This window comes from Segeticoccus rhizosphaerae (genome assembly GCF_009192725.1).
GTDB lineage: Bacteria > Actinomycetota > Actinomycetes > Actinomycetales > Dermatophilaceae > Segeticoccus > Segeticoccus rhizosphaerae.
On sequence record NZ_VOHR01000006.1, the window covers coordinates 23,662 to 37,377 of the forward strand.

At 70.4% G+C, this 13,716-nt stretch carries 10 protein-coding genes; 7 read left to right on the forward strand and 3 right to left on the reverse strand.

Translation table 11 applies throughout. The features are described from left to right. Entirely contained in the window at window positions 1-774 is a 774-nt protein-coding gene (locus FRW57_RS01280) for an IclR family transcriptional regulator (RefSeq protein ID WP_152185072.1), read from the forward strand. A gap of 13 nt (window positions 775-787) precedes the next feature. Here FRW57_RS01280 and FRW57_RS01285 read toward each other — a convergent pair whose 3' ends face one another. Together FRW57_RS01285 and FRW57_RS01290 are read right to left on the reverse strand one after the other, a co-directional pair. After that, a complete protein-coding gene (locus FRW57_RS01285; RefSeq protein WP_152185073.1) occupies window positions 788-2,245 on the reverse strand; it encodes a WS/DGAT/MGAT family O-acyltransferase in 1,458 nt (485 codons plus the stop codon). 217 nt (window positions 2,246-2,462) lie between these two features. Then, entirely contained in the window at window positions 2,463-2,819 is a 357-nt protein-coding gene (locus FRW57_RS01290; protein ID WP_152185074.1) for a hypothetical protein, read from the reverse strand. A 364-nt stretch (window positions 2,820-3,183) separates the two neighbouring features. On the opposite strand from FRW57_RS01290, the gene FRW57_RS01295 reads away from it, so the two are divergent. From FRW57_RS01295 to FRW57_RS01305, 3 genes are all read left to right on the forward strand, one after another. Further along, window positions 3,184-4,869: a wax ester/triacylglycerol synthase family O-acyltransferase gene (locus FRW57_RS01295; protein WP_152185075.1), complete on the forward strand. Its 1,686-nt coding sequence runs from the start codon at window positions 3,184-3,186 to the stop codon at window positions 4,867-4,869. 41 nt (window positions 4,870-4,910) lie between these two features. Continuing rightward, complete coding sequence (locus FRW57_RS01300) at window positions 4,911-6,437, forward strand: long-chain-fatty-acid--CoA ligase (RefSeq protein WP_152185076.1); 1,527 nt, start codon at window positions 4,911-4,913, stop codon at window positions 6,435-6,437. Window positions 6,438-6,595: 158 nt separating this feature from the next. Continuing rightward, on the forward strand, window positions 6,596-7,957 hold the full coding sequence (locus FRW57_RS01305) for an MFS transporter (RefSeq protein WP_152185077.1): 1,362 nt from the start codon (window positions 6,596-6,598) through the stop codon (window positions 7,955-7,957). A gap of 17 nt (window positions 7,958-7,974) precedes the next feature. Here FRW57_RS01305 and FRW57_RS01310 read toward each other — a convergent pair whose 3' ends face one another. After that, the gene (locus FRW57_RS01310; RefSeq protein WP_152185078.1) at window positions 7,975-8,703 is read right to left on the reverse strand and encodes an esterase/lipase family protein; all 729 of its coding nucleotides are present in this window, start codon (window positions 8,701-8,703) and stop codon (window positions 7,975-7,977) included. A gap of 167 nt (window positions 8,704-8,870) precedes the next feature. On the opposite strand from FRW57_RS01310, the gene FRW57_RS01315 reads away from it, so the two are divergent. From FRW57_RS01315 to FRW57_RS01325, 3 genes are all read left to right on the forward strand, one after another. Further along, the gene (locus tag FRW57_RS01315) at window positions 8,871-10,370 is read left to right on the forward strand and encodes a hypothetical protein (protein ID WP_152185079.1); all 1,500 of its coding nucleotides are present in this window, start codon (window positions 8,871-8,873) and stop codon (window positions 10,368-10,370) included. Window positions 10,371-10,409: 39 nt separating this feature from the next. Next, window positions 10,410-10,964, forward strand: a complete 555-nt coding sequence (locus FRW57_RS01320) for a DUF4234 domain-containing protein (RefSeq protein WP_203230168.1) — start codon at window positions 10,410-10,412, stop codon at window positions 10,962-10,964. Between the two features lie 146 nt (window positions 10,965-11,110). After that, on the forward strand, window positions 11,111-13,716 hold a 2,606-nt coding region (locus FRW57_RS01325; RefSeq protein WP_152185080.1), incomplete at its 3' end, for a Na+/H+ antiporter subunit A.

Below are 13,716 nucleotides of genomic sequence, written 5' to 3' on the forward strand. Positions count from 1 at the left end.
GTGAGTTCCCCAGAGCGGAACGGAGGCCCCGAGGTGGCATACCTGGAGTCGGTGGACAACGCCTTGCGGTTGCTGGTGCTCCTGGCCCGGCAGGGCGACGTCGGTGTCACGGCGGCCGCCTCCGAGCTGGGCGTCGCACCGTCGACCGCACACCGGTTGTTGTCCACCCTGCGCTACCGGGGTTTCGCGGTGCAGGGGAGCGGCCGTGGATACCAGCCTGGTCCTGCGTTCGCGTCGCTGTCGGTCGGTGAGTCACGAGGGGGAGGCCTCGAGGCCGTGGTCCTGCCCCACCTCGAGCGCATCCGGGAGCAGCTGGACGAGACCTGTCACCTCATGGTCTGCTCCGGGCGGGAGGCGCGGATCCTCGCCACGGTCGAGGCCCGGCAACCCCTCCGCGTCGGGTCCCGCACCGGCGCCGTCTTTCCGGCGCACCTGGTCTCCGGTGGGGTTGTCGTGCTGGCGGGCTTGGGTGCGGCGGAGTTGGACGAGCTCTACCCGCCGGAAGGAGTGCCCGAGCTCGACCTCGATGCCGCCGGAGTCAAGCGACTGCACCGCGAGCTGCGGACGATCCACCAGCGCGGCTACGGGCTGAACGTCGGCCGCACGGAGCGTGGGATCGCGGGGATCGCGACGGCCCTGCGAGGGGCAGACGGTCGGGTCGTTGCCGCGATGTCCGTCTCGGTCCCCACCATCCGCTACTCGGCGGCGCGGGTCCGGGAGATCGTGCGGGTGCTGCACCTCGCCACAGACGCCGCCAACGCCGAGCTCCGGTGAGCACCTGTCGAAGTCAGGACTGGCTCGGGTGGGTGGCCCGCAGGCGCCCCTGCTCGACCAGTTCGTCGTGCGCGGCCACAAGGAGGTCGAGCACCTCCCAGGGGTCCGGGATCAGGGCCGGGCACGTCACGACTCCCACGTGCAGGCGTCCACGGTATCCCTGGATGGTGATGTTCAGGCCGAGCCCGTCGCTGAGGGCCGGAAGGGGGTAGAGGCCCTCGATGGGCTGTCCGTGCAGGTGCAGCACCTCGCGCGTGCCGGGCACGTTGGAGACCAGGACGTTGAACGGTAGGCGCACCCGGTCGGCGAGGCGGGCCGCCGCGACGACGCGCACGGCTCGTGTCGCCAGGGCCGGTGGCGCGAAGGAGGCGACGTCCTGCAGGGTGTCGGCACCGATCGCGCGGTGTGCCTTGGCCACCGCGGTGGTTTCGCGCACGCTGGTGAGCCGCACGAGCGGGTCGGCCACGTCGGTCGGCAGGGGGCAGGTCATCAGGTCGATCTTGTTGCCGGTGACCTTGTCCTCGTCCGTGCGCACCGAGATCGGCACGAGCGCCCGGAGCGGCTCCTCGGGCAGGGCTTCGGCCCGCAGGAGCCATTCGCGCAGGGCCCCTGCGACCGTGCTGAGCAGCACGTCGTTGACCGTGGCACCCGCGGCCGTGCGCACGGCCTTGGAGTCGTCCAGCGACAACTCACCGAAGGCCCACGCCCGGTCGCGCGTGATGGCCTTGTTGAACGGGGTCCTCGGTGCGCTGATGCGTGGACGAGAGCGCACCGGCACGGCATCGCCGGCGGTCCCTGTGAGCCACTCGACCGTGCCGCTGGAAACGCGTGCGGCCGAGGTGATCGCGAGGGTGGGCACCTGTGGCAGCCGACCCATCAGTGCGGCCTCGAGCCGCAGCGCCGTGCCTGCGAGGTCGGCGACCCCGAGCATCCCCCGGGCGAGCATCTCGCCGGTGCCGGGCAGGGACGCAGGATGCCATGCGCCGTCGGACGACGGGTCGGTCTCCGGGGGCCGGTCGTCGAGCAGGGTGGTGAGCAGGTCCCTTCCGGCAATGCCGTCCACTGCGGCGTGGTGGATCTTGGTGATGACGGCGGTCTGGTCCGGTGCGGAGCCCTGCACGAGGTGGATCTCCCAGAGCGGGCGAGACCGGTCCAGCGGTTGCTCCGCGATCTGAGCCACCGTCCGGGCGAGCTCACGGCGCCACTCGTCACCGATGACGACCGACCCGAAGAGGTGCTGGGTGAGGTCGAAGTCCGGGTCGTCGACCCACCAGGGCCGGTCGATGCCGAGCGGGACGTTGCGCAGCCGACGCCGCAGGATGGGGGCGAAGGGCAGTCGCGCCTCGACCAGGTCACGCAGCTCGTCGAGATCGAGCCGTCCGGCGACGAGGGCGGTGAGGCAGATGTGCCCGGCACCGTGGGGGCCGTCGAGGGCGAGGAACGATGCGTCGAGGCTGCTCAGTCGTTGCATCCTCACCGCGAGCGAGCCCCCGTGGCGGGCCTCGGCACCTGACACCACGACCGAGCAGGACTTCGGCCTCGAACAGGCGCACAGGAGCTCATGGGGCCCATCCTCCCAAGGTCGGGCCGGACATGCCACGACGCGGGCCCACCGATCGGGTGGGAACCACGTCGTGGCTGGTGCCGCCTGCTGCCCGGGTGGGGCATGACGGGTCGTGTCGCGGGGCTCAATCCGTCGCGCTGCGGCTCCCCTTGGAGCTCGACTTCTGCGACTTCTGTGTCGTGTTCGACGTGGAGGCCGCTGGAGCGGGCGTGAAGAGATCGAGCAGACCGCTCTGGAAGGACTCGCGGGCCTGGGTCCAGTCCTTGCTGCTCGCGGTGGCGTAGCGCACGTAGTCGGACGGGCTGCCGACGAGCGAGGCAAGGGGCTTCAGGCCGGTCTGGAAGCGCTCCGGCGGCCTGGGGGCCTTGTCCAGGATCTCCGAGGCGCGACCGAGCAGGCCGAGGACGGCGTGCTGGCCCTTGTTCGCGGCCTCGACCTGACGCTCGTGAACCTTGGTGACGAGAGCGATGACGGTGGACATGTTTCCTCCTGTGACGGTGATTCCGTGCCGTGCTGGCTGTGAATCGCTTGCCATCATTGAACATTCATTATGCGTAGTTTGTCAAGCAGTTGCGTAGTCAGGTGACGTGGTTCACGCTCTTCGGCCCGGCGCAGACTTCGAATTCCGCACACCGGAACGTTGAGAACATGAACGGTCTCGGTCGCGCGGGAGTCAATACCATGGCTTCAGAAGCGCTGCTTCATCGGGTCCGCAACCGCGCTGTTCGACGAAGAGCTCTCGGAACTGCGCACCACCGTGCGCCGCTCCACCCTTACGCACCCGCCCTCCGGCGCGGGCCGTCGCACCCCGACGCTCGTCACCGGCACGAACGACAGGACCACACATGCAGCAGCTCACCGCGATGGACGGGATGTTCTTCAGCGTCGACACCGCGACCTCGACCGGCGTGATGGGCGGGCTGATCATCTACGACGCCTTCGACGACCCGGCGGCCGGCCGAGCGGAGCGCATGATCGAGCGGATCACCGAACGGCTCGACCAGATCCCGCCGTTCCGCCGGGTGCGCGCCAAGGTGCCGCTCGGGCTCGACAAGGAGTACTGGGCCGAGACCGAGGTCGACGTCGCTGCGCACGTCCGGACGATCACCCTGGCCGAAGGCGGGACCGACCAGGACCTCGCGGCAGAGATCTCCCGCATCATGAGCATCCGCCTCGACCCCCACCGGCCCCTCTGGGAACTGTGGATCATCGAGGGCCTGCACGGCGGCCGTCTCGCACACCTGCTGCGGGTGCACCACGGCGCGGTCGACGGCGGGACCATCCCCACGATCCTCGATCTCCTGTCGGACCACCCGACGACGCCCGCCGACCCGGCCAGCGCGGCCCCGGGCCGGCGCGAGCCCTGGGGAGGGCCGGTCGAGATGCTGGCGCGGGGGGTCGTGGGGAGGGCCCTCAAGCCCGTCCAGTTCGTCGGGCTGCAGGCGCAGACGGTCAAGTACCTCGTGGGACGACGTTCCGAGGATGGCGTGATGGCCCTGCCCGCCTTCATCGCGCGGATGATCCCGGGCAAGGTGGGGGCACCGGTCCGGGGCGTCGTCAACCGGCGACAGCGTGCCAAGGGGCAGCCAGAGGTCCTCCCGGTGCTCCCGCAGGTCACGAAACCAGCCACCCCCTTCAACAGGACGATCACCGACGCCCGGACCTACGCCTTCTCGGACCTGTCGCTCGCCGACTTCAAGCGGGTCGGCAAGGCCTTCGACGGCACCATGAACGACGCCGTCGTCGCCGTCGTGGCGGGGGCTCTTCGGCGATGGATGGAGGAGCGGGGCGGCGCCCCTGAGGAGCCGCTGGTCGTGTGCATCCCCTACTCGTTGCGCACCGGGGAGGAGAAGGACCGGTGGGCCAACCACATCAGCATGTTCTTCGCGCCGCTCCCGACCCACCTCGCCGACCCGGTCGAGCGACTCAAGGCGGTCCACGGCGACCTCAAGGCGGCCAGGAGCAACTTCGACGCCCTGCCCACCGGACTGCTCCGTTCCGCAAGCCGTTTCATCCCGCAGTCGCTCTTCTGGGTCCACCAGCAGCTGCTGAGCCGCGCGCCCGACTGGGTGTCGGGCTCGATGTGGAACGTCGTGGTCTCCAACGTCCGCGGCCCGTCGCAGGTCGTGGAGGTCACCGGGGCCCGTATGGCGGGCTACTGGCCGGCCGCGTTCCTCACCACCGGCGTCGGACTCAACATCACGCTGCAGAGCTACCTCGACCGGGTGGACTTCGGTTTCATGGGAGCCGGCGACCTCACCGGTGACCTCTGGGAGCTGCCCGGGCACATGAAGGACGCGCTCGAGGAGCTGATGGAGGCCGCCGACCGCGCCGAGTCCGCGGCGAAGTCCCCGGCCCCGAGAAAGTTGGCCGCAAAGAAGTCGCCGGCCCCGAGAAAGTCGGCGGCAAAGAAGTCGCCGGCCCCGAGAAAGTCGGCGGCAAAGAAGTCCCCGGCCCCGGGAAAGTCGGCCGCCAGGAAGTCCCCGGCAGCGAAGAAGTCGGCTGCCAAACCCACCCCCACTGACGACTGACCCGTCAGGGGGTCGGTCCCAGCCAGAACGTAGGAGAACCCGTGTCGTTCAACCTCTCAGTCATCGTTCGCGAGTCGGCGCAGTCCGGCCCCGACCGCCCGGCCATCATCCACCGTGGTGGCACCATCTCCCACCGTCAGCTCGACGAGTGGAGCGACCGCGTCGCGAGGGGGCTCGTGCGACTGGGGGTCACGCCGGGAGACAGCGTCGGGGTCCAGCTGCCCAACGTTCCCGAGTTCGCGGCGGTCTTCTACGGCGTCCTCAAGGCCGGGGCTGTCGCCATCCCGATGAACGTCCTCAACAAGGGCCCGGAGATCGCCTACTTCCTGAAGAACTCTCAGGCAAATCTGTTGATCTCGGCGGCGGGTGTCGCGAGCGAGGCTGCCCGGGGCGTGAACGAAGCCGGCGCGGAACACCTGTTCATCGTCGGCGACGCCCAGCTGCCCGCCTGTGCGCGGCGCTTCGAGGAGCTCACCGCCGGTGGTCAGGAGATCCCCGCGCCATTCGTCCAGCGACAGCCCTCTGACACGGCCGTCCTGCTCTACACGTCGGGCACCACCGGTCACCCCAAGGGGGTCCAGCTGACCCACTTCCAGCTCCTGATGAACGCCGAGGCACACGTCGAGGCCTTCGAGATGGACCGCGACAGCGTCACCATCGCGGTCATGCCGCTGTTCCACGCTCTCGGCCTGTCGGGCCTGCTCAACGCCACTCTGCGCGCTGGCGGCGCAGTGGTGCTCCTGGAGAAGTTCAAGCCGCTCGACGTCCTGCAGGCGATCCAGGACCACCACGCCACGATCTTGCACGGCGTCCCGACGATGTACCACGCGATCGAGCACCAGCCGGAGCGGTCCGACTACGACGTCTCCTCGCTGCGCTACTGCGGTTCCGCGGGCGCGCCCATCGCCGCAGAGCTGCTGGACACCTTCGAGCGCGAGATGGGTGTGCAGATCCTCGAGATGTACGGACTGACCGAGAGCGGACCACTGGCCAGCTACAACCGACCGGACCACCGCAAGCCGTACAGCATCGGCACGCCCATCTGGGGCACCGAGATGCAGGTTTGGGACGACGAGAACACCGAGCTGCCGGCGGGCCGCGACCACGTCGGCGAGCTGGTGATCCGCGGACACAACACCATGGGCGGCTACCTGGACAACCCGGAGGCGACCGAGCAGGCCTTCGCCGGCGGCTGGCTGCACAGTGGCGACCTGGGTTACCGCGACGAGGACGGCTTCTTCTTCATCGTGGACCGCAAGAAGGAGATGATCATCCGGGGCGGCTACAACGTCTACCCGCGGGAGGTCGAGGAGGTGCTCTACCAGCACCCCGCGATCTTCGAGGCGGCGGTCGTCGGCCTGCCCGACGACCGGCTCGGCGAGGAGGTCGGAGCCTTCGTGTCGCTCAAGATCGGCGCCTCGGCCGAGACCGAGGAGATCATCGACTTCGTCAAGGACCGTGTGGCCGCCTACAAGTACCCGAGGACGGTCGAGATCCTCCCCGACCTGCCCAAGAGCCCCACCGGCAAGATCCTCAAGCGCCAGCTGGTGCCTGGGCGCAAGGCCTGAAGGGCGGCCCGAACCGCCGCAAGAGCCTCATCGGCACTCGATAACCCTCTGCCACAACAGAGCACGCGTCACTTCACCACAGCTCGACACCCCCCACCCACCGCCAACGGACGGCACCCGCGCCGATCCGGCAGCACCCCTCACCCTTTGGAGTCCTCATGTCACAGGTCATCTCTGCCGAGAGTCGGCGCAAGGAGGTGCGCAAGGTCATCCTCTCGAGCTACTTCGGGACGACGATCGAGTACTACGACTTCCTTCTCTACACCTCGGCCGCCAGCCTGGTCTTCGCCCATGTCTTCTTCAGCAACCTCTCTGCGGCGACGGGCACCATCCTGTCGTTCGTGACCCTGTTGGCCGGCTACCTGGCGCGGCCGATCGGCGGCATCATCTTCGGCCACTTCGGCGACCGGCTCGGCCGTCGCAAGATGCTGCTCATCACGATGGGGCTCATGGGGGCGGCCAGCTTCCTGATCGGGTGCGTCCCGTCATACGGCACCTGGGGCGAGTGGGCACCCGCCACCCTCGTGCTGCTGCGCATCGTGCAGGGGATCGCGGTCGGCGGTGACTGGGGCGGCTCCGCCACCATCAGCGTCGAGGCGGCCGAGGACGGCAAACGTGGCCTGACGGCCGCGTTCGTCAACATGGGGGCGCCGAGCGGTGCCGTGCTCGGCTCCCTGGTGCTCGCTCTGTTCGCCATGATGGACAACTCCGCCTTCCTGCACTGGGGCTGGCGGATTCCCTTCCTGCTCAGCGGTGTCCTGGTCCTCATCGGTCTGTGGATCCGGTGGAGGATGAGCGAGTCCCCGCTCTTCGAGGAGATGCAGGCCAAGGCGGATGAGCAGGAGAAGAAGGAGACTCCGCTCGTCGCCGTCGTCAAGAACCAGGGGAAAGCGATCATCCTCGCCGCACTCGGCACGGTGAGCTGCTTTGCGCTGCAGGGGCTCCTTGCCTCTTACGCTCTCACCCTCGGCACCACCGAGGGCGGCCACAGCCGCACCGCGGTGCTCGTGGCCTTCTCGGTCGCCTCCGTGCTGCAAGTGGGTGCCCTGGCCTTCTACGCCAACCTGTCCGACCGGTTCGGCCGGCGTCCGGTGATGATCTTCGGCTCTGTCGCCGGCATCGTCCTGGCCTACCCCATCTTCTGGATGATCCAGGATGGCTCGACGTTCCTGCTCTACCTCGGCATGATCCTCGGTATGCCGGTCGTGCAGGCCGCCGTGTACGGCCCGTCGGCAGCCTTCATCTCCGAGATGTTCCACACCCAGTACCGTTACACCGGAGCGTCACTCGGCTACCAGATCGCATCCACTCTCGGTGGCGGCGTGTCCCCGCTGGTCGCGGCCAGCCTCGCCGCAGTCGGTGGATTCACCCCGGTCGCTCTCTACGTCGCGGCACTGTTCCTCGTGGGTGTGTTCATCGTCAAGATCACCCAGGAGGGCACCAAGCTCGACCTGGGCGCCGCAGAGCAGTCGCCGGCGACCAAGACGTCGGACGGGAAGCCCGACCTGCAGACCGCCTGAGTGCTGCACACACCGGGTCAGGCGCTCCTGGCCGGGTCGGGGTACTGCCCCCGCTCCGGCCGGGAGAACGGTTGCCGATAGGCGTGCCAGATGTGGGGTGCCTGCCCCAGCCGGTCGGCGACCACGTGCAGTGCGGCCGGGTGGACTCCCATGCCGAGGTGGCTCGAGATGATCTCGACGTTCTCGGCGCGGGGGCCTCGGGGCTGCAGGCAGCGGTGCCAGTCGAAGACCCCGTCGCTGCGCGAGTAGACGGCGGTGACGGGGACGGGCAACGGTCTCATCGCGGCGGCCCACCGGGTGGCGTACCACGCGCCGTCGAGCGGGGCGCCGAGCGTGACCAGCAGGCGCACCCGGTCGGGGCGGGCCAGAGCGACCTGGCGGGCGAACGCACCGCCCACGCTCCAGCCGACGAGCCCCACCGGGCCCTCCTCGTGGGAGATCTGGTCGACGCGGTCGATGAGGGTCTGGACCACCGTCGCGGGCTTTCCCAGCATCGTGCCCCGGTGCATGCGGTGCGGGGAGTGGCCCAGGGCCCGCAGGTGCGAGCGCATGGCCAGCGTCCACCCGTTGCCGCCGCACAGACCGGGAACGGCCAGAACCGGCTGGCCATGGGCCCGCGTGGCCCCCAGGAGGAAGGGAGCCATGAACGGCACCGACGCCAGCTCGATGCTCGCCCGGTAAGGCTCGAACGGAGCCAGCAGCCACGGGTGCGAGAGCACGCGCTGCATCGAGGGGGCGGTGGGCACGGCGGCCCTCCCATCTGCGGAGAGGGTCCTCAACCTACCGGCATCGTGGGCGCGGCCGGCGGACGCCCTGCAGTCGACCTGCCGGACATGAGACAGGACAGCACGAGATCGACGGCACGAACTCGACAACACGGCCGCCCGGCGGCGGAGGACAAGGAGACACAACCATGGGTGAGGACGGCGTCAACTTCCCCGGCGGCCGGCACGGTCGGAGCAGCACGGAGACCGGGAAGCGGGTCCTGCGGGCGGCGGTGACCCCGGTCGACGACTCGCTCGCCGACCGATTCGCGAGCGAAGAGAACTGGCGCCGCGGGTATCCCCGCCACTTCGAGGCGCTCACCGTCCTCGAGGCGGGCTCCGCGGAGACGGCGATGACCGTGGCGCGGGCCGGTCTCGCCGAGGCCGCGCAGAGCTTCGTCCACGTGACCGGCGAGCAGGAGCACCCACTCGGACACGCGGTGTCGGTCCGCGAGCCGCGACTGTCCACGGTGGAGGTGGTGGGAGGGGGGATCCGACGTCCCGTCCTCGAGGTGCCCTATCGCGGCGAGCTGCTCACCGGCCACAGGTTGCTCCGCCAGCTGGACGACTGGGTCGGGCGCGGCATCACCGAGCCGTCCTTCCGAGAGGCGGTCGGATCGGTCGTGCGCCACCCGGAGTGGCTGGACCTGTCCGATCGCACCTTCGCGCTGGTGGGCGCCGGATCCGCCATGGGGCCGTTGTCCGACCTGCTGGCCTGGGGTGCGCACGTCGCCGCGATCGACCTGCCTCGTCCGCGGGTCTGGGAGCGGATCGTCCGCACCGCACGCGCCTCGGCCGGGCGGCTGTCGGTTCCGGTGCGCGGGGGCGGCGCCCCATCAGGCGACGCCCTCGTCGAGCATGCGGGAGCCGACCTGCTGACCGAGGCCGGGGCGGTGGTCGACTGGCTGACGGGGTTGCCGGGCCCGTTGACGGTGGGCAACTACGGGTATGCCGACGGGGCGCTCTTCGTGCGCCTCACCATGGCCTTCGACACGGTCCTGACGGAGTTGGCGGCGCGGCGCGACGATCTGTCGCTCGCCTACCTCGCGACCCCGTCGGACGTCTTTCTCGTGCCGTTGGCCGCGGTGCAGGAGTCGCAGCGCCGCCACCGGGCGCTGCGGCCGTCCCCCTTGGCGGCGCGGGCGGTGCACAGGGCTTCCGGGGGACGGGTGCTGCGACCCAACTTCACCAGCGAAGCCGTCCTGGAGACCGCGGCCGGCCGATACGGGCTGGTCAACGCCATGATCACCGACCAGGGACAGAACTACGCGCTGGCCAAGCGGTTGCAGCGCTGGCGGCTGATGCTGGCTCGGGCCGACGGGATGCTGACGTCGGTGCACGTGGCCCCGCCGACCCGCACGGCGTCCGTGCACTCGAACCCTGTCATGGAGCAGCGCCAGCGGCTGACCGCTCGGCTCGGCATCGAGACCTTCGACGCCGACACCTCCCGCGCACTGGCCGCAGCCGTCCTCGTGCACGACCTGCGCAACCCCGCCTCAGCGGCCAACCCCGCCGTCCCGCTCGCGCACCCGCACGAGAGCTTCATGGCTGCGGCGAACCCGGGCGGCCGCTGGCGGGTCCCGCTCGAGCCCGGCAGCGCGCTGCCCGTCCTGGAGTGGCTCTCCAGGATTCCCGGGATGCATCGGTAGGCTGCCTCCTTCGAGGACCAGACCGAGCAAGGTGCCGCCATGACCGATGTGCCGAACCGACCCCCCGACCCGCCGGATGAGCCGGCAGCGGGTGACCCTTACTCCCAGGGCTATCCGCCGGCCCAGGGCCACCCGCCCGTTCCGGCCTACCCAACGGCCCAGGGCTACCCGCCCCCGCCGCCCGGCTACGGCGCGGCGCCGGTCATGCCCTCGGGCTACGCGGCGCCGTCCGGCCAGGTGGGACACGTGCGGGGCACCGGCCTGTGCATCCTGCTGTGCTTCGTCACCCTCGGCATCTACAGCCTCTACTGGTTCTACGTCACCCACGAGGAGATGAAGCGGCACAGCGGCCAGGGCCTCGGCGGCCCGCTCGCCCTCGTCATCGCGTTCTTCATCGGCATCGTGATGCCCTACCTCACCTCCAACGAGGTCGGCGAGCTCTACGCCCGCCGCGGGCAGCACCCGCCGGTGAGCGGTTTGACCGGCCTCTGGTACTTCCCCGGTGTGTTCCTCGTGATCGGTCCGATCGTCTGGTTCGTCAAGACCAACAAGGCCCTCAACGCCTACTGGCGATCGCTGGGGGCCGTGGGCTGAGCCCCGGGCCGACGTTCCCGCCGCACTGTGACGCGCCGACACCCCCGTATGATCGGCGCTACCCCCGGTAGCGCCTCGTGTTGTTTGTCGGTGGGTGACGCCGCGAATCCGACGCCGCTCGGCCACGACGAACACGAGGAGTGGAGATGATCACGCTCCTCGTCGCCCACGTCGTCCTCGCCGCGGCGGCACCAGCTCTCGTCCGCTGGTGGGGGAGCCGGGCGTTCATCGTCCTGGCGGCGCCGCCTGCCGCGGCCGCAGTATGGGCGCTCACCCAGACGTCGACCGTCCTGGCCGGACGCCCACCGACCTTCCGCGCCGACTGGGTGCCATCGCTCGGCATGCAGCTGTCCTTCCGGCTGGACACCCTGTCCTGGCTGCTCACCCTCGTGGTCGGCGCGATCGGGGCGCTGGTCCTGCTCTACTGCGCGCACTACTTCGAGGACGACGAGCCGGGCCTCGGCGGCTTCGCGGCATCGCTGACCGGTTTCGCCGGGGCCATGCTCGGGCTGGTGACCAGCGACGACCTGCTGGTGCTCTACGTGTTCTGGGAGCTGACCACGGTCCTGTCCTACCTGCTGATCGGCCACCGGGCGGGCAGCTCGGTCAGCAGGTCGGCGGCCACCCAGGCCCTCGTCGTCACGACCGCCGGTGGGCTCGCCATGCTCGTGGGCATCGTGCTGCTCGGCCAGGACGCCGGCACCTACCGGATCTCCGAGCTGGTCGCCGACCCGCCCACAGGACCGCTGGCGACCGCCGCGGTGGTCCTGCTGCTCCTCGGCGCGGTGAGCAAGTCCGCGCTGGTGCCGTTCCACTTCTGGCTGCCCGGTGCGATGGCCGCGCCGACTCCCGTGAGCGCCTACCTGCACGCCGCCGCGATGGTCAAGGCCGGGGTCTACCTCGTGGCACGCCTGGCCCCGGCCTTCAGCGACGTGCCGCTCTGGCGCCTGGTGGTGCTCGTGCTCGGCGGTGCCACCATGCTGATCGGCGGCTGGCGGTCGCTGCGCCAGCACGACCTCAAGCTGCTGCTCGCCTACGGCACCGTCAGCCAGCTGGGCTACCTGACCATCCTGGCCGGTTACGGCACCCGGGTAGCCGCGCTGGCGGCGCTGACCGTCCTGGTGGGCCACGCGTTGTTCAAGTCATGCCTGTTCCTGGTCGTCGGCACGATCGACCACAGTGCGCACACGCGTGACGTGCGGGAGCTGTCGGGGCTCGGGCGCCGTATGCCTTGGCTCGCCGGGACCGCGGTGGTCGCTGCCGCGTCCATGGTCGGGTTGCCCCCGATGATCGGCTTCGTGGGCAAGGAGACCGCATACACCTCCATGCTGCCCGGGCACGGGGCCGGACCGGATGGCGACTGGCCGGTCCTCGTGGTCCTGGTGGCGGGGTCCGTGCTCACCTTCGCCTACGGCGCGCGATTTTGCTGGGGCGCCTTCCGGTCGGTGCGCGGCCGGGCGCCGACCCCGCTGCACCGGCCGGCCGGGCTCCTGGTGGGAGTGCCGGTGCTGCTCGCGGCCGCCGGTGTGGTGGCCGGCGCCCTGTCCGGGCTCGGCGAACGCTACCTGCACGCCTACACCGAGGCGTGGCCGCAGGCCCGGCACACGGTGCACCTGGGCCTGTGGCACGGACTGTCGACGCAGCTGCTGCTGTCCGCCGTCACCGTCGCGCTCGGGGCTGCGCTGTTCTGGCAGCGGTCACGCGTCGAGGTGCTGCAACGGACCGCGCCTGCGGTTCCCAGCGCGGACGCCGCCTACCGCGGTCTGATGCGTGGACTCGACCGGGCCTCACTGGAGGTCACCGGGGCGTTCCAGCGCGGCTCGCTCCCGCTCTCTCTCGGCCTGATCCTGCTGGTGCTGGTCGTCCTTCCGGCCGTGGGCCTGGCCGGCGCCGCCTGGCCCGATCAGATCCGCTGGGGGGACAGCCCGGTTCAGGTGGCCGTGGCGGTCGTCATCGCGGCGGCCGCCTTCTTCACCACCCGGGCCCGGCGCCGGCTGCGCGCGGTCTTCCTCGTGAGCGTGACCGGCTACGGCACCGCGATGCTGTTCCTGCTGCACGGCGCCCCGGACCTCGCGCTCACCCAGGTGCTCGTCGAGACCGTGTCCATCGTGGTCTTCGTCCTGGTGCTCCGGCGACTGTCGGGCAAGTTCAACGACGACCCCAGCCTGCGGACCCGGCGGCTGCGGGGCCTGCTCGGCGTCGGCGTCGGCGTGGTCACGACCTGCATGGCCCTCGTCGCGGTGGCGGCGCGCACCGCCGAGCCCATGACGGCCGAGTTTGCCAAGGGCGCAGTGGAGTTCGGCGGTGGCAACAACATCGTCAACGTGACCCTCGTGGACATCCGGGCCTGGGACACCATGGGGGAGCTGTCCGTGGTCCTGGTCGCCGCGACCGGGGTGGCAAGCCTGATCTTCCTGCGCGAGGACGCCCTCTCGGTGAGCCGGCGCCTCGTTGCCAACGCCCGGTCCCTGCGTCGCACGCACGCCTCGCTCGGCGGCAACGAGGGCAGCCCCTGGCTCGCCGAGGGTTCGGCGATGCCTCCGGAACGGCGCTCGGTGCTCTTCGAGGTGGTCACCCGGCTGATCTTCCACACCATCATCCTGTGGTCCCTCTACCTGCTCTTCTCCGGCCACAACCACCCCGGCGGCGGTTTCGCGGCCGGGCTGGTCGCCGGTCTCGCGCTCGCCGTCCGCTACCTGGCCGGCGAGCGCGACGAGCTGCGCGCCGCCGCGCCGATCATGCCCGGCCTGCT